Source organism: Pseudoalteromonas fuliginea, assembly GCF_000690055.1.
Lineage (GTDB): Bacteria > Pseudomonadota > Gammaproteobacteria > Enterobacterales > Alteromonadaceae > Pseudoalteromonas > Pseudoalteromonas fuliginea.
Genome location: NZ_JJNZ01000020.1, coordinates 55,680 through 71,275, shown reverse-complemented (window position 1 = coordinate 71,275; position 15,596 = coordinate 55,680). Strand labels below are relative to the sequence as shown.

Here is a 15,596-nt window from a genome sequence, read left to right as displayed (position 1 = left end):
ATCAAGCTAATTTTTTTATTTTATCTCATCTATTACATTTTTTAATGCAAATACAATAGCTTGTAACCTAACCTGAGCTCTATCACCAATAAATACTTGTTTAAATGTAAGCAACTTATCATTAATTTGTATGCCAAACCACACAAGTCCAACAGGTTTACCTTCAGTTGCACCACCAGGCCCGGCAATGCCCGATACAGCTATCGCAATATTAGCGTTTGTTGCTTTAATAGCACCTACTGCCATTTCTCGCACTGTTTGTTCGCTTACAGCACCATACTTTGCTAATGTACTTGCACTTACATTTAATAAGTCTTGCTTTGCTTGGTTGCTATAAGTGACAAATGCACGGTCAATATAAGCCGAGCTCCCAGGGGTATCGGTAAGGGCATAACTCACTCCGCCACCAGTACATGACTCAGCACTAGTGATCCATAAGCATTTATCCGTTAAAATAGCGCCTAATTGCGCAGCAAGTGTTTTAATCTCTTGATGTAATTCCATATTCAGCCTTTGGGTAAATACATGTCGTTTGATCTTTATGCACCACACACTATAAAACAACAAACCCCTATGATGCAGCAGTATCTAAAAATAAAATCAGAGCATCGCGATATTTTATTGTTTTATCGCATGGGCGATTTTTACGAACTCTTTTTTGATGACGCTAAGCGCGCCGCTCAATTGCTCGATATATCGCAGACTCATCGCGGCAAAGCCGGTGGCGACCCAATTCCTATGGCTGGCGTACCTTATCATGCGGTTGAAAACTACTTAGCACGCCTAGTCCAAATGGGCGAATCAGTCGCTATTTGCGAACAAGTTGGCGACCCTGCAACCAGTAAAGGTCCCGTTGATCGTAAAGTTGTACGCATAGTTACACCCGGCACAATTTCTGACGAAGCGCTTTTACAAGAACGACAAGACAACCTTCTTACCAGCGTTTGGCAAAGTAAAAAAGGCTTATACGGTATTGCCTACCTTGATATTAATTCAGGTCGTTTCAACATAGTTGAAGTAAACACCGACGAAGCCTTTAGCTCAACTATTCAGCGCCTATCACCAGCAGAACTTCTGTATAGCGAAAGCTTTGAAAACTTTCATTTAATTGAGCATATAAAAGGCGCTCGTCGTCGCCCAGAGTGGGAATTCGACTTAGATACGGCCCAACACTTATTATGCGATCAGTTTGGTACTAAAGATTTAGTCGGCTTTGGTGTTGATAAAGCCCACAGCGCACTTGTTGCTGCAGGTTGCCTAATGCAATACGTAAAAGATACACAACGTATTGCATTGCCGCATATCCGTGCAATTACGCTTGAGCACAACGAGCACGCCGTTATTTTAGATGCCGCAACACGTAAAAATTTAGAACTTACCGTTAATCTATCGGGCGGGTTTGAAAATACACTTGCCCAGGTACTTGATAAAACAGCAACGCCAATGGGTTCTCGTTTACTTAAGCGCCGTATCCATACACCTATACGCAATAAAGACGAGCTAAATTCTCGCTTAAATGCAATTAGCGCTATTTTAGATGTACAACTGTGCGGTGAATTACACGAATCATTAAAAGAGATTGGTGATGTAGAGCGTGTTATTGCACGCCTAGCTTTATGCACAGCTCGCCCGCGTGATTTAACTCGCCTTCGCAGCGCATTACAAGCACTTGTGCCACTGCATACTTTGTTAGGTGATGCTAACGATCCTCGTATTACGGGTATTATCAAGCACTCGCCTGAGCTCCCTGATTTACAAGAGTTATTAGAACGCGCAGTGATAGAAAACCCACCAGTACTTATTCGTGATGGTGGCGTTATTGCCCCTGGTTACAACAGCGAACTAGATGAGTGGCGTAACTTAAGTAAAGGTGCAACCGATGTTCTTGATCAACTAGAACTGCGAGAACGCGAACGTACGGGTATTAGTACGCTAAAAATTGGTTATAACCGCGTACATGGCTTTTTTATTGAAGTAAGCCGCGCTAACGCGCACTTAGTACCAGCCGACTACATTCGTCGTCAAACGCTTAAAAACAACGAACGCTATATTATTCCTGAGCTAAAAGAGCACGAAGATAAAGTGCTTGGTAGCCAATCAAAAGCCTTAGCACTTGAGAAGCAACTATACGAGGAGTTGTTTAGATTTATTGCTCCACATATTGAACAGTTGCAAATGATGGCAGCAGCACTGGCCGATTTAGACGTATTAAATAACTTGGCCGAACGTGCATTTGCACTCAATTATGCAAAACCAGAACTGTGCGATAACGACAACATTAGCATTAAGCAAGGTCGTCACCCTGTTGTTGAACAAGTGATGAAAGAACCATTTATTGCCAACCCTGTTGAATTAAACAGCCAACGTAAAATGTTGATTATTACCGGTCCAAATATGGGCGGTAAATCAACCTATATGCGCCAAACAGCACTTATTGTACTAATGGCTCACATTGGCAGTTATGTACCTGCAGACAGCGCTAAAATTGGCAATATCGATCGCATATTTACACGTATTGGTGCAAGCGATGATTTAGCATCAGGTCGCTCAACCTTTATGGTAGAAATGACCGAAACAGCGACTATTTTAAATAATGCCACGGCGCAGTCTTTGGTATTAATGGATGAAATTGGTCGCGGTACAAGTACCTATGATGGGCTCTCGCTTGCGTATGCAACAGCGAATCATTTAGCGTCAAAAATATCAGCTAAAACATTATTTGCTACGCACTACTTTGAGTTAACAGAACTTGCTGAACAAACAACAGGTCTGGTAAACGTGCACCTTGATGCAATAGAGCACAACGATACAATCGCCTTTATGCATACAGTACTTGATGGCGCAGCAAGTAAGAGCTTTGGCTTACAGGTAGCTGCTCTTGCGGGTGTGCCAAAAGCTGTGATTGCACAAGCAAAGCAAAAACTTAAGTTACTTGAAAATCATCAAAGCGTTACTGCACCAAATACAGAACAACAAGCCTTTACTTTTAACAACGAAATTGCACAAAGTACACCTTCAGAAGTTGAAGAGCAGTTAAGCGCAATCGACCCTGATAACTTATCGCCACGCCAAGCACACGATTTGTTATATAAACTAAAAGCATTGTTGTAATTTATGTCATCTAATTTACAAGCATAAAAAAAGCCGAAGAATAAATTCTTCGGCTTTTTAACACACATAGTCTTTTAAATTATTTAACTAACCTGAACTCTGGATAATAAATCTATCTCAAGCAGCTATTTTCAGCGCTCACTGCGTTGAATTTACTTGCAATAGGCCAGCTATTGACGCGTAAATTCGCCTTGTTTTCACTGAAAATCTTTGGCTAGAGAAAATAAATTTAACTATCACTATAATTCAATACATTGGTAAATCTCTTAACCAGAGCGCAGGTTAACTAGCTACGAAAACTGATTAAATAAGCTGTCTGTACTTAAACCTTCTTGTTGCAAAATGTCTTTTAAACGACGTAATGCTTCTACCTGAATTTGTCTTACACGTTCACGTGTTAAGCCTATTTCGCGGCCTACATCTTCAAGTGTAGATGGCTCATAGCCAAGTAATCCAAATCGACGTGCTAACACTTCGCGTTGTTTAGGATTTAACTCACCTAACCAATCTACAATGTGTTTATTTATATCATTCGTTTGTACTTGGCCTTCAGGGCCTGCACTTTTTTCATCAGGAATAATATCTAATAACACACTGTCATTTTCGCCGCCGATTGGCATATCAACAGAGGCTATTTTTTCGTTAAGACGTAGCATTTTTGTTACGTCTTCAACGGGTCTATCTAAGCTCTCTGCAATTTCTTCAGCAGTGGGTTCATGATCTAACTTTTGAGTTAATTCACGAGCGGTACGTAAATAAACATTAAGCTCTTTAACCACATGAATAGGCAAACGTATCGTACGTGTTTGATTCATAATGGCACGTTCAATTGTTTGGCGTATCCACCATGTCGCGTAAGTTGAGAATCTAAAGCCACGTTCAGGATCAAATTTTTCAACAGCGCGGATTAAACCTAAATTACCCTCTTCAATTAAATCAAGTAAGGCAAGTCCACGGTTATTATATCGGCGAGCTATTTTAACAACCAAGCGTAAATTGCTTTCAATCATGCGTTTACGAGAGGCGTCACAACCTTTAAGTGATTTTCGTGCAAAAAAGACTTCTTCTTCTGCACTCAGTAATGGAGAGAAACCTATTTCACCAAGATAAAGCTGAGTGGCGTCAAGGTTTTTTGTTACTTCTTCTTTGGCAAATATATCTTCGTCATCTACTTTTTCAAGTAACGATGTGTTTTCTTCAACGGTGGTATCATCGAACTTGTCATCATTCGTGATGTTTTTGTCAAATTTTGCTTCGTTAGCCATAAGCCTTCTCCCGAGCAATTATCAATACCTTAAAATTAGGGTAGGTATTTAGCAGGATTGACAGCTTGCCCTCGGTAGCGAATTTCAAAACGAAGTGCCGTAACCGAAGATTCTGAATTACCAATTTCTGCTATTTTTTGTCCAGCCTTAATTTTCTGCTTTTCTTTAACAAGTAATTTCGAGTTATGTGCATAAGCACTTAGGTAATCATCATTATGTTTCAATATGATTAAACTACCATAACCTCGAAGTGCGTTACCCGCGTACACCACCGTTCCTTGTGCCGCGGCTAATACTGAAGCCCCTTTTTTATTAGTAATCTGTAAGCCTTTGTATCCGTTTTCCTTATTAGAAAAGCGTTTAGTAATTTTACCTTTTGCTGGCCAAAACCACTTCACCTTACTACTCGACAAATACTTTTTATTACTAACTTTGTTACTGGCTTGTTTTTGAACATACTCTCGTTGTTTTGGCTGATCAAGCTCTTTCTTTAATTTTTTGTTATTTTTTTGTATGCTTTTTCTAGACTTTTTACTCGAATTCGTATATTTTTTCGACTTTTTATTTTCTGACTGCAATGGTATTAAAGAGATATCTTGCCCAGGATATATTACATAAGGTGATGAAATATAATTGTTTTTTGCTAATTTACGAAAATCTTGACCTGCACTAAAAGCAATTGAATATAAAGTATCTCCTTTTTGAACTTTATACTTATTACCACTAATGTTAATTTTATGATCTAAATAGTTAACATTATTATTTAGGCTGCTGACTGGTGCAGGAACATGACGAGACGAGCAGCCAAAAAGCAAAATACTAATAAATAAAGCAACATAACGCATAAATTGTTTATTCATTGTATTTAGCTCCTTATGTAAAAAAGTTATTTTATAAAGCTTAACGCAACAAAAAGTACGCTACAGCAATTAATACGACTAATCCCCAACCAAGTATTTCAATATATTGACGTAATTTTTGCTCCATCTTAGCTCCGCCCCACTTCATTAAAGCTGAAACTAAAAAGAATCGCGCACCGCGACCGATGGCAGATGCAATTAAAAAAGGCAAAAAGGCCATTTGTAAAACACCCGCGCCAATCGTAAATACTTTATAAGGTATAGGTGAAAAACCAGCTAAAAAAACAACCCAAACACCGTAATCTTTAAACCAGTTTAATGCGACATCAAACTTTTCTTGCCAGTGCATTTGTGCAATTAATGGCTCAACAACGGGTTCAAATAACCAAAAGCCGAGTAAATACCCAATTATTCCGCCAACAACCGATGCGATTGTGGCAAAACTTGCAAAGCGCCATGCTTTTTTAGGTTGAGCAAGCGACATAGGCGCAAGCATAACATCAGGTGGGATTGGGAAAAAAACAGACTCAGCAAAGCTCATTGCAGCCAAATAACGCTCGGCATGGCGATGCTTGGCCCATACAAGGGCCATATCATATAACTTAGTAAACAACTTCAAAATGAATTCCTATTCAATATCGCCAGGTACCAGTGGTACAAACCTAACTGGTGCAATAACATGTTCTGTGTAATCGTCGCCGTTGCGAATAACCATTATTAATTTTTGATCACTTTCACCAATTGGGGCTAATAACACGCCACCATCAGCCAATTGAGCAAGTAAATCTTTTGGCACTTTAGAGGCCGCAGCCGTCACTATAATACCGTCAAACGGCGCTTGTGACTGCCAACCTTGCCAGCCATCACCATGCTTCATCGACACATTATATAAATCGAGTTGATGTAACCGGCGTTTGGCTTGCCATTGCAAGGCTTTGATACGCTCAACTGAATAAATTTTAGTGAACGTTTTAGCTAAAATTGCAGTTTGGTAACCAGACCCAGTACCAATTTCCAGTACTTTATTGCGAACACCCGCAAGGCGAAGTAGCTCAGTCATACGGGCAACAATATAAGGTTGCGATATAGTTTGCCCCTGCCCGATGGGTAACGCTGTATTCTCATACGCTTTATGTTGCAACACGTCATCAATAAAAACATGGCGCGGAATATTCGCAATAGCACTAAGCACTTGGGTATCTTCTACGCCTTCGCGCTGTAGTAAATCAGATAACGCTTTGGCGCTGCGCGTATAATTAGCGAGCACGGTTTATCTCCAAATCGGCAAGCCAGTCTCCTACCGCTTCTAAGCTATCTTTAGCGGTCATATCAACACTTAATGGCGTAACTGAGGCATAGCCATTATTGATTGCGTAAAAGTCGGTGCCTTCACCTGCATCACTTTCGGTGCCAAGCGATCCATACCAATAAATATCACGACCCCAGGGATCCGTTTGTTTGGTCATGGTTTCGGCTTTATGACGAGCGCCTAAACGTGTTACTTGCACCCCTTTTAATTCACTTAGTGGAATATCTGGCACATTAATATTTATTATTTGATCTTTTGGAAGCGGATGCGAAGCCAAGCCCTTAATAATATTGACGGTAACAGCAGCGGCTGTTTCAAAATGCTCGCCTTTATGTGAGCAAAGCGATACCGCAATTGCAGGTAAGCCCAAATGACGTCCTTCAGTCGCGGCAGCCACTGTGCCAGAATACAGCGTGTCGTCACCTAAGTTGGCACCATGATTAATACCAGCAACAACTAGATCTGGTTTTTCATCAACCAACTGATTTACACCTAAATGTACACAATCTGTAGGTGTGCCATTAACCGACATAAAACCATTTTCGAGTGTCGTCGCTCGTAGCGGGTTCATTAATGTTAAAGAATTACTCGCGCCACTACAGTTGCGATCAGGTGCAACAAGGGTTACCTCTGCAATTTGTATAAGCGCCTGATATAAAACCGCAATGCCTTTGGCATTTACGCCATCATCGTTACTTAACAGTATCTTCATTTATGCCATTATCCTTTTCTTTGCGCTCTCGTGGGCTTGCATCTGTATAATCCACCAGCTCGCGTAATAATGCGGTTGCAAAACACCCTTTTGGCAAACCAAAACTCAGTTTTAAACTCGTTTCATCTATGGTCTCAACCGTTAAGTTTTGCGGAATTAAACGCAGCATTCTGCGCTCATTTTTAAGGCCGAGTTCACCCAAGCCATCGCACCATGCTTGGTAAGGTGCAAGCCATACTTTTTCTTGCTCGGTTAAGCCTTTTTCACTTTTACCCACCATAGGTGCCGACATCATAATATCGCCAGTGGCTAATCGCTCAATGTTTTCATCGTTAATCGCATCTTCAAAAAATGCATTACTGCCGCTGAGCATAAATACTTCACGGTGCATTGTTTTAGCTAAACCATGCTCTTTTACACGCAGGCTCACTAACTGATTAAATACATGCGATCGTGCTGCTGAAATAATAATACCGCGCAACTTTTTATCGCGAATACGCTCACCGGCAAACATTTTTTCAGCCATAACTAAGTTATGACCACCATGACCAAAGCGCTGCTCGCCAAAGTAATTAGGCACGCCTGCGCGTACTGCGTTAATACGGCATAGAATATCAAGAGGCTTGGTTACATTACGAAGCGTAATAGTAAATTTATTACCTTTGTGGCAGCCCGTACGTAACTTACGGTCGTGGCGCTGTTGCGAAACAATAAAAATACTCTCGCTATTCAAGTCGCTAAAATCGATAGGCTTTTTAATCGGTACTTTTACACTAAACCACTGCGAGCACACACCGTGGCGATCTTTCATGCCTGCGTAACTTACGTCTCGCGGTGAAACACCCGCACGCTGCGCAATTAGCTTTGCAACGTATTGCGTGTTTTCGCCTTTTTTAACCACCTGCAAACACACGTGTTCGCCACTGCCGGTAAATTCTATACCTAAGTCTTCATCAACCATAAAGTCTTCAGCAGTGGTTTTAAAATCAGCTTTAGAAAGCGGTGCACCGTATAAATAATTTAAATCGCTCATGCGTTTTTTGTACTCGCAGGCTCTTTACTCATAATAACCACCGCATGGCTCGAAATACCTTCTTTGCGCCCTTCAAAGCCTAGCTTTTCGGTAGTAGTGGCTTTAACGTTAATTTGGCAAAGGTCACAATTTAAATCACTGGCTAAATTAGCACGCATAGCTTGAATATGTGGCAGCATTTTTGGCGCTTGCGCAACAATAGTCACATCGCCATTGCCAAGTACATAACCTTGCTCTTTAGCTAAGCCCACCACATGGCGAAGTAAAATACGGCTGTCAATATTTTCATACTCACTAGCTGTATCGGGAAAGTGCTTACCAATATCACCCATAGCAAGGGAGCCTAAAATAGCATCACATAATGCATGAATAGCAACATCGCCATCGGAGTGCGCTAAAAAGCCCTGTGGGTAATCAATTTTTTCACCACAAATAGTTAACGGGCCTTCGCCGCCAAATTTATGTACGTCAAAACCATGGCCAATTCGTATCATAATGCACTCTCGTTTTGTTGTTTATGTAATAAAAACCCAGCCAAATCTAAATCCTCTGGTGTGGTTATTTTAATATTGTCGCTGCGCCCTGCCACAAGCTTTACCGGTTTGCCCGCCCATTCAATAGCACTGGCTTCATCGGTAATAGTTGCCCCACTTGCTAATGCGTTTTGAAGTGCATTTTTAAGCTCGTCATATTTAAAAAATTGTGGGGTAAGTGCTTGCCATAAATCGTCTCGTGGCACAGTTTGTAGGGCATGTGTGTGGCCACGTTTTATGGTGTCTTTTACTTTGCTAGCTAAAATACCACCTTCGTCAGCACACATGCATTCATCAATTAAGCGTTCTATATCACTAATATTAACTAACGGGCGTGCAGCATCATGTACCAGCACCCATGCTGGAGGATTGGGCGCTAAAAAAAGTAAGCTATTGAGCACTGAATCGGCACGTTCATTTCCGCCACTGGCGCGAACAATGCGCTTATCAGCGAATGAAAGTTCGTCAAAATAGGGGTCGCTGTCGCTAAGAGCAACAACAATAGTGCTTAATTTAGGTAATTGAGAAAGTTTAGCTAAGGTGTGTTCTAAAATGGTTTTACCCGCTAATTGTATGTATTGCTTAGGCGCATTGTGCTGCATTCTACTGCCAACACCTGCAGCAGGTACAATTGCTGCAATAGTCTGTTTATTTGTCATATTGTTTGCCCGGTAAAACACGAATAAATGTTTCGTCCGGTTTAATCATTCCCAATTCGTTGCGTGCACGCTCTTCAATACCTTCTTGGCCAAGCTTTAAATCGTCTATATCTGCTGTAAGCACTTTATTTCGTTTAATAAGCTTTTCGTTAGTGTGTTGGTGTGATGCGACAGCACCTTTTAATCGCGTGTAGTCTTGTACGCCATTATGACCAAACCATAATCTATATTGCACAAACAGTGCTAAGCACAATAAGCAAGCTTGAAAAAATCGCATTTAACACTCCTTATTTTAAATCCCGAATACCTTAACTTTATTAAGCTAAAGGGCGCTTTAAATTGCGCCAATTAATACTACCCGCTAAAAGCATTTCGCGTAGTGATAAGAGCCGTGGTGAGCAGCGCTTTGAAAACTGCCATTGATGCCCACAACAAGCTGCGGTAAAACTTACCTTACTTGGCTTTATTAACTGAGCGTTTTGCTGCTCAAGCCCATTACCTAAAAAATCAAACCAACCTAGCTCGTTACAATGCAGCTTATTTTCGTCTAACTGATCGATGCTGTCTATTCTCAGGCGCACCTGATCGTAGCCATGCAATATAACAGGCACTATTAACCCCACTTTGGCATGTGTTTGATAAAAAAGTTCATTAGCTTGAACATTCACATCGGGTGGTGTCGGTTTTTGTTTTTCAAGCCAAGACCCATTTTGCGAGTCCAACGTAAAAGGTGTGTCACCATTGGCAACTAACGTTGCCGCTCGCTCAATATAATAGGGTAGGCTTTTTAACTGCCGACGTAGCTTATCAGCATTAGGCTCTGCGACTAAACGCAAAACCTCACGCTGATAAAATGCATTGCACAATTGTGCATATAACACTTTTTGCGCATCAGTTTGCCAAATTTCAACTTGTTGCAGAGCACCAAGTGACTGATTTTTCGCTACCAATAGCTCTACTCAAAAACATTTAGGTAAATGTTTTATAGCACAGTACTGAATGCTTTTTAAGCATTACATACTAATTTAAGCGCTTGGCTTTTCACCTAATTTAGCTTTACCTGATTCTAAAAATTGCACAACCGTATTACGCTTTTTACCAATTAATAAACTGCCATCAGCTAAAAACATAAAGTTTTGCCAATTGCGTTTAAATACATCAAACGTCGTTTCGATAATATTATCGCGCGCCATACAAAAATAAACCGTGGTGTTAGCTTCCCAATCTAAAAACGTTAAGATTGCTTCTGGTGGTAGCGCATCACCATTTTCCCACGCATCTTGCCAATCTACTTCTTGGCTAAAGCTTTTTTCTTGGCCACACCAATCGGTGTCTTCAAAAAAATCAGGGTGATCAAACTCACGGCTCACCATGGTTGTCCAAAGTACTGCTGCGCGCTCGTCGCTCATAGGCTTTATTTTTGCTGCGTCTTCATCAGATACAGGTAAATCTTTGTGGCGAAAAACCCACGCCTTTTTGTAATCATCTAAAGAAATATAGTTCATAGTATTGGCAAATTAGTTAACATTAAAAGTGCAAAGCCAAATTATACAAGAGATCAAAACATGACTACAGCAATAAAACCACTTTCCCTAAAACCAGGCATATACCAACACTACAAAGGCCCGCAATATAAAGTTATTCATGTTGCCACCCATAGCGAAACCGAGGAACAGCTTGTGATTTACCAAGCACTTTATGGTGAATTTGGTATATGGGCGCGCCCATTAAGCATGTTTTTAGAAACTGTTGAAAAAGACGGTAAAACTATACCGCGTTTTGCTTATATTGGACCTGCTGCTTAACTATGGCATTATAACAAAATAACTTACTGCTCAGACCAGACAAGGGTACACCGTGCAATTTAATTCAACTGACAATTACATAGCGAGTAGCGCGCTTAAACAAGCTGTAAATGCTGCCATTATGCTCGAAAAACCACTTTTAATTAAAGGAGAACCTGGCACAGGTAAAACCATGCTGGCTGAGGAGTTGGCTAAAAGTTTAGATACCACACTTATTCAGTGGCATATAAAATCGACCACTAAAGCGCAGCAAGGTTTATACGAGTACGACGCGGTTTCGCGCCTGCGCGACAGCCAACTAGGTGACGAGCGCGTACACAACATTAGTAACTACATCGTTAAAGGTAAGCTTTGGCAGGCATTTACATATGCAGAGCTCAACGGTAAACGCCCAGTGCTTTTAATTGATGAAATAGACAAAGCCGACATAGAGTTTCCAAACGACTTACTACTTGAGCTTGATAAAATGGAGTTTCATGTTTACGAAACTAACGAGCGCATTGTCGCAAAAGAGCGCCCTATTGTAATCATCACATCAAATAACGAAAAAGAATTGCCGGACGCATTTTTACGCCGCTGCTTTTTTCATTATATTGATTTTCCGAGCAGCGATGAAATGCAGCAAATTATTGACGTGCACTACCCTAACGTTAAACAAGATTTAGTACGCCAAGCACTTGAAGTGTTTTTTAACCTGCGCGAAGCAAACGGCCTTAAAAAGAAACCTTCCACCAGCGAATTACTCGACTGGCTAAAGCTTTTAATGGCTGAAGACATAGACGCTAAAACACTGCACGATAAAGCTAAAAAAGGCGGTTTAATGCCCATGTTTGGCGCATTACTTAAAAATGAGCAAGACATAAGCCTAATCGAAAAGCTTGCCTTTATGAGCCGCTAGGGCCTGTTGACCTTTCAGGATTAAAATTTGTTCTAACTAGGGACGATTTAATCGTGGCGCGAGGTTTGTAACCTAGTGGGCTAAGTAAAAGCCGAGCAACAAAGAGTTAATCGTCCCTAGGACGAACCTTCAGGCAGCGCGTGTTTGGTATTTATTCTGTGTTATCGCCTATTTATGGGGAATAACCACACTACATAGGCTCTGCCTTACCTAAATACCAAACACACTGCTGCAAATTTAACCTCGAAAGATAAACAGGCCCTTATATGCTAGTACAGTTTTTTTTCAAATTACGTGAGTACCGCTTGCCTGTAAGCCTGCGCGAGTTACTCGACTTAATTAACGCCTTAAAAAAAGGCGTTATATTTGCCGACGTAGACGCCTTTTACCATTTAGCGCGCACCATAATGGTAAAAGACGAAACGCACTTTGACCGATTTGACAAAGCCTTTAGCGACTACTTTAGTGGTATTGCCGACCTTGATTTACTCGAGAGTTTAAAGCAACAGTACAACTTACCTGAAGATTGGCTACGTAAAGAGTTTGAAAAAAACCTAAGCGATGAAGAAAAAGCCCAACTTAAAGCCATGGGCGGGCTCGACGAGCTTATGAAAACCCTAAAAGAGCGTTTAGAAGAGCAACAAAAACGCCACGCAGGTGGCAATAAATGGGTAGGCACTGGCGGCACATCACCTTTTGGTGCATACGGCTATAACCCAGAAGGTGTGCGCATAGGGCAAGACGGCAACCGTAACCGCCAAGCGGTAAAAGTGTGGGACAAACGAGAATACAAAAACCTCGACACGGATCGCGAAATTGGCTCGCGTACTATTAAACTCGCCCTTAAAAAGTTACGAAAGTTCGCCCGCACTGGCGCAAGCGACACGCTTGATTTAAACGAGACTATTCGCGCGACAGCTAAACAAGGCGGCATGCTTGATGTAAAAATGGCACCCGAACGCCACAATGCCGTAAAAGTATTGATGCTGTTTGATATTGGCGGCTCAATGGATGACTACATTCACACCTGCGAAGAATTATTTAGCGCCGCTCACAGCGAATTTAAACACCTAGAGTTTTACTACTTTCATAACTGTTTATACGAGCACGTTTGGCAAGACAACGCGCGCCGCCATTCAAACGTAATAGACACCATGACGCTGATTAATAAATTTACCAGCGACTATAAAGTAATATTTGTTGGCGATGCCACTATGGGCCCTTACGAAATAGCTTATGCGGGCGGCTCGGTAGAACACTACAATGAAGAGCCCGGCAGTGCATGGTTACAACGTGTCACAAATCACTTCGATAAAGTCGCCTGGCTCAACCCACAACCCGTTGAACACTGGCCGTACTATCAATCTATTGGCTTTATAAAAGAGTTAATGAACAACCGCATGTATGCGCTGAGTTTAGATGGGATAAGTAGAGCGATAAAAGAGCTGAGTTAAAATGAATAATAGAAATATATTAAAATTAGTTTTGTTTGCATCACTTATAATAAATATGGTTTTTATTACTAACTTTATAAGGGACTCTAAAAAAAATGAAAGCATTTATTTATTAGCAAGCAATGTTGAAGCTAAATGCTTGAATGATTGGAAATCACAAGACTCTGGGGTGCCTTTTATTACCTCTCATCAAATTTTAGGACCAGATCCCTTTACTGAATATAACCTTTTAGAGCTGGGAGGTTATGATCAGTCAACATCTTTCACATACGAATTCTCAGCATGTTTTAAAGATAAATTTTCTACAGTAAGAACAATTGCAGAGATGAAATATGCTATTGATTTCATGGGTAAGCAATCAAAAAATGTTGGATTTTATAAATTACCAAATTCTGACGAAATTATTGTTTACTCAAATGAGTAACAATTAGGCTAGATTGGCTAAACTCACAACTCGTCGAGCATTGGCTGCACTACCAATCAATTGGCTTTATAAAAAAGCTAATGAACAACCGCATGTATGCGCTTAGTTTAGATGGGGTCAGTGGAGCGATAAAAGAGCTGAGTTAGATGCGAATTAACGACAGTTTAACTCCAGTAGCGGACCCTCAAGGCGTTTATATGAAACTCTGTTGGGTGACGCCTTCGGCTTAACCAACCTACCTTTTGACGTAGGTCGGATAAGTGGCAAAGCCACGCCATCCGACAAAAATGATGAATTTACCAGAAACAAGCCGACCTACCGCGTTTCAAATAACACTCGCATAAATTGCGCTATCGAAGACAACAAAATTGTTGTACCCCGAAAACCACTTAATACTCAATTTTAAGATGTTTATCAGCGGAGAACTGTTGAACATAAGGTTTTCTCCTAACTTCATTCATTAACTCCCAGTAACAGTTTTTCGTAAACTGGGTTTTTATGTTATTAGGAATCAAGTACTTATAACTACCTTCATCTCTATTTATCCATGTATGACTGCGCTGAAACTCTGGAAGCAAATACAAATGTATTCCCCAGCGTATATTATTTATCATTTCGCAAAGATAGCTAGCGTGGTAGCTTAATATGTCTGTATGAAACCTTTCATAGAAGTCTTCAAGCGCTAGGAATGATTCTTCTTCTGATATGTTTGTACCATTATTTTGAAATATTTTGCGGAGATCGTTTGCTGTTTTAGTAAGCCTGCCAAGACTGTGCTTGCAGGTATTACCGCAGATTTTTATAAAATCAAAACGTCGAATTTTTAAGTCTATATTCAGCTCTATAGAAGGAAACCACGTATCTACGCTAACTTCTTCCTCAAGCCATTCTTTAAGAATAAAAACATTTTTTTCGAGACAAGCAATTGAGTTGCTGACATTGAAGGATGGGCTGTCACATACTTCTCTTAATGCCTTGAGGCAAGACGAAGAGTTATTAAATAAACCTTTATCAAGATTGGATAAGAAATCCACAAGTAAGATGTTAAATACTTTTTTGTGGGTACTTGACGAAAAACCTACAATGACATCAGTATTTCGTTTCGGAAAATTCATGGCCTCATGATTCACCATTTCATCTATTGCTTCTGTTATAACTTTCAGCTGAATTGATTCAATTTCAATGGCGTTGTATTTCATAAAGATCTATAACTCAGCTATATGATTTAGCGTCTCAGGATGACGCTGCACAAGCTTTAGCAATGTTATCGCTTGCCCATTAGGAGTACTTCGTCCTTGTTCCCAATTCTCGAGCGTTCTTGCTGATGTATGTAGAATGTTTGCAAATACACCGCGTGAGATATTAAATGTTTCTCGAATATTTACTATTTCATCAGGTGAGATAGCAAGGTCGTTGATATCCTTTACTGCATGAGAACGTAACGTAAGTTTTCCTTGTGAATGCGCTTTAGCATCATTCAGTGCTGTAGTTAATTCTGAAAATAAATCACGTTTGCTCATTACGCCACACCTC

19 protein-coding genes are annotated in these 15,596 nt (G+C 40.6%); 5 read left to right on the top strand and 14 right to left on the bottom strand.

Translation table 11 applies throughout. The features are described from left to right. Positions 1-15 precede the first annotated feature (15 nt). On the bottom strand, positions 16-504 hold the full coding sequence (locus DC53_RS13700; RefSeq protein WP_007376077.1) for a CinA family protein: 489 nt from the start codon (positions 502-504) through the stop codon (positions 16-18). Positions 505-525: 21 nt separating this feature from the next. Between DC53_RS13700 and mutS the strand changes: the two genes are divergently transcribed. Then, complete coding sequence (mutS, locus tag DC53_RS13705) at positions 526-3,111, top strand: DNA mismatch repair protein MutS (protein WP_033028950.1); 2,586 nt, start codon at positions 526-528, stop codon at positions 3,109-3,111. A 290-nt stretch (positions 3,112-3,401) separates the two neighbouring features. On the opposite strand, the gene rpoS is transcribed toward mutS, so the two are convergent. The 11 genes from rpoS to DC53_RS13760 form a co-directional block, all read right to left on the bottom strand. Next, a complete protein-coding gene (rpoS, locus tag DC53_RS13710; protein WP_033028949.1) occupies positions 3,402-4,376 on the bottom strand; it encodes an RNA polymerase sigma factor RpoS in 975 nt (324 codons plus the stop codon). A gap of 35 nt (positions 4,377-4,411) precedes the next feature. Beyond that, positions 4,412-5,236, bottom strand: coding sequence for a peptidoglycan DD-metalloendopeptidase family protein (locus DC53_RS13715; protein WP_033028948.1), 825 nt, complete (start codon positions 5,234-5,236; stop codon positions 4,412-4,414). A gap of 40 nt (positions 5,237-5,276) precedes the next feature. Next, on the bottom strand, positions 5,277-5,855 hold the full coding sequence (locus DC53_RS13720) for a YqaA family protein (RefSeq protein WP_033028947.1): 579 nt from the start codon (positions 5,853-5,855) through the stop codon (positions 5,277-5,279). A gap of 9 nt (positions 5,856-5,864) precedes the next feature. Next, a complete protein-coding gene (locus DC53_RS13725) occupies positions 5,865-6,503 on the bottom strand; it encodes a protein-L-isoaspartate(D-aspartate) O-methyltransferase (protein WP_033028946.1) in 639 nt (212 codons plus the stop codon). Further along, entirely contained in the window at positions 6,493-7,257 is a 765-nt protein-coding gene (gene surE / locus DC53_RS13730) for a 5'/3'-nucleotidase SurE (RefSeq protein WP_007376071.1), read from the bottom strand. Before surE ends, DC53_RS13725 begins: the two co-directional genes overlap by 11 nt. After that, positions 7,238-8,290 carry a tRNA pseudouridine(13) synthase TruD gene (truD, locus tag DC53_RS13735; RefSeq protein WP_007376070.1) on the bottom strand — a complete coding sequence of 351 codons (1,053 nt, stop codon included), beginning with the start codon at positions 8,288-8,290 and terminating at the stop codon, positions 7,238-7,240. The genes surE and truD overlap by 20 nt, the downstream gene beginning before the upstream one ends. Further along, positions 8,287-8,784, bottom strand: a complete 498-nt coding sequence (gene ispF, locus DC53_RS13740) for a 2-C-methyl-D-erythritol 2,4-cyclodiphosphate synthase (protein WP_008135287.1) — start codon at positions 8,782-8,784, stop codon at positions 8,287-8,289. The genes truD and ispF overlap by 4 nt, the downstream gene beginning before the upstream one ends. Then, positions 8,781-9,482: a 2-C-methyl-D-erythritol 4-phosphate cytidylyltransferase gene (ispD, locus tag DC53_RS13745; RefSeq protein WP_008135289.1), complete on the bottom strand. Its 702-nt coding sequence runs from the start codon at positions 9,480-9,482 to the stop codon at positions 8,781-8,783. The genes ispF and ispD overlap by 4 nt, the downstream gene beginning before the upstream one ends. After that, positions 9,472-9,759 (bottom strand): cell division protein FtsB, encoded by a 288-nt coding sequence (gene ftsB / locus DC53_RS13750; protein ID WP_033028945.1) that lies wholly within the window; start codon positions 9,757-9,759, stop codon positions 9,472-9,474. The genes ispD and ftsB overlap by 11 nt, the downstream gene beginning before the upstream one ends. A gap of 40 nt (positions 9,760-9,799) precedes the next feature. Beyond that, entirely contained in the window at positions 9,800-10,432 is a 633-nt protein-coding gene (locus tag DC53_RS13755) for a hypothetical protein (RefSeq protein WP_008135292.1), read from the bottom strand. Between the two features lie 75 nt (positions 10,433-10,507). Beyond that, on the bottom strand, positions 10,508-10,987 hold the full coding sequence (locus DC53_RS13760; protein WP_002958965.1) for a DUF2947 domain-containing protein: 480 nt from the start codon (positions 10,985-10,987) through the stop codon (positions 10,508-10,510). Positions 10,988-11,047: 60 nt separating this feature from the next. On the opposite strand from DC53_RS13760, the gene DC53_RS13765 reads away from it, so the two are divergent. The 4 genes from DC53_RS13765 (at position 11,048) to DC53_RS13780 (ending at position 14,063) form a co-directional block, all read left to right on the top strand. Further along, entirely contained in the window at positions 11,048-11,287 is a 240-nt protein-coding gene (locus DC53_RS13765) for a DUF1653 domain-containing protein (RefSeq protein WP_033028944.1), read from the top strand. A 52-nt stretch (positions 11,288-11,339) separates the two neighbouring features. Continuing rightward, a complete protein-coding gene (locus tag DC53_RS13770; protein ID WP_033028943.1) occupies positions 11,340-12,185 on the top strand; it encodes an AAA family ATPase in 846 nt (281 codons plus the stop codon). Positions 12,186-12,451: 266 nt separating this feature from the next. Further along, positions 12,452-13,639 (top strand): vWA domain-containing protein, encoded by a 1,188-nt coding sequence (locus DC53_RS13775; protein ID WP_033028942.1) that lies wholly within the window; start codon positions 12,452-12,454, stop codon positions 13,637-13,639. A gap of 1 nt (position 13,640) precedes the next feature. Beyond that, a complete protein-coding gene (locus DC53_RS13780) occupies positions 13,641-14,063 on the top strand; it encodes a hypothetical protein (protein WP_033028941.1) in 423 nt (140 codons plus the stop codon). Between the two features lie 389 nt (positions 14,064-14,452). Here DC53_RS13780 and DC53_RS21635 read toward each other — a convergent pair whose 3' ends face one another. Continuing rightward, entirely contained in the window at positions 14,453-15,262 is an 810-nt protein-coding gene (locus DC53_RS21635) for a hypothetical protein (protein WP_050484127.1), read from the bottom strand. Positions 15,263-15,268: 6 nt separating this feature from the next. Continuing rightward, on the bottom strand, positions 15,269-15,583 hold the full coding sequence (locus DC53_RS13785) for a helix-turn-helix domain-containing protein (protein ID WP_033028940.1): 315 nt from the start codon (positions 15,581-15,583) through the stop codon (positions 15,269-15,271). Positions 15,584-15,596: the final 13 nt, after the last annotated feature.

Coding starts and splice junctions, on each gene's coding strand:
- DC53_RS13700 (WP_007376077.1), bottom strand. CDS start 504: ATGGAATTACATCAAGAGATTAAAACACTTGCTGCGCAATTAGGCGCT.
- rpoS (WP_033028949.1), bottom strand. CDS start 4,376: ATGGCTAACGAAGCAAAATTTGACAAAAACATCACGAATGATGACAAG.
- ftsB (WP_033028945.1), bottom strand. CDS start 9,759: ATGCGATTTTTTCAAGCTTGCTTATTGTGCTTAGCACTGTTTGTGCAA.
- surE (WP_007376071.1), bottom strand. CDS start 7,257: ATGAAGATACTGTTAAGTAACGATGATGGCGTAAATGCCAAAGGCATT.
- DC53_RS13785 (WP_033028940.1), bottom strand. CDS start 15,583: ATGAGCAAACGTGATTTATTTTCAGAATTAACTACAGCACTGAATGAT.
- DC53_RS13715 (WP_033028948.1), bottom strand. CDS start 5,236: ATGAATAAACAATTTATGCGTTATGTTGCTTTATTTATTAGTATTTTG.
- DC53_RS13760 (WP_002958965.1), bottom strand. CDS start 10,987: ATGAACTATATTTCTTTAGATGATTACAAAAAGGCGTGGGTTTTTCGC.
- mutS (WP_033028950.1), top strand. CDS start 526: ATGTCGTTTGATCTTTATGCACCACACACTATAAAACAACAAACCCCT.
- DC53_RS13780 (WP_033028941.1), top strand. CDS start 13,641: ATGAATAATAGAAATATATTAAAATTAGTTTTGTTTGCATCACTTATA.
- ispF (WP_008135287.1), bottom strand. CDS start 8,784: ATGATACGAATTGGCCATGGTTTTGACGTACATAAATTTGGCGGCGAA.
- ispD (WP_008135289.1), bottom strand. CDS start 9,482: ATGACAAATAAACAGACTATTGCAGCAATTGTACCTGCTGCAGGTGTT.
- DC53_RS21635 (WP_050484127.1), bottom strand. CDS start 15,262: ATGAAATACAACGCCATTGAAATTGAATCAATTCAGCTGAAAGTTATA.
- truD (WP_007376070.1), bottom strand. CDS start 8,290: ATGAGCGATTTAAATTATTTATACGGTGCACCGCTTTCTAAAGCTGAT.
- DC53_RS13775 (WP_033028942.1), top strand. CDS start 12,452: ATGCTAGTACAGTTTTTTTTCAAATTACGTGAGTACCGCTTGCCTGTA.
- DC53_RS13765 (WP_033028944.1), top strand. CDS start 11,048: ATGACTACAGCAATAAAACCACTTTCCCTAAAACCAGGCATATACCAA.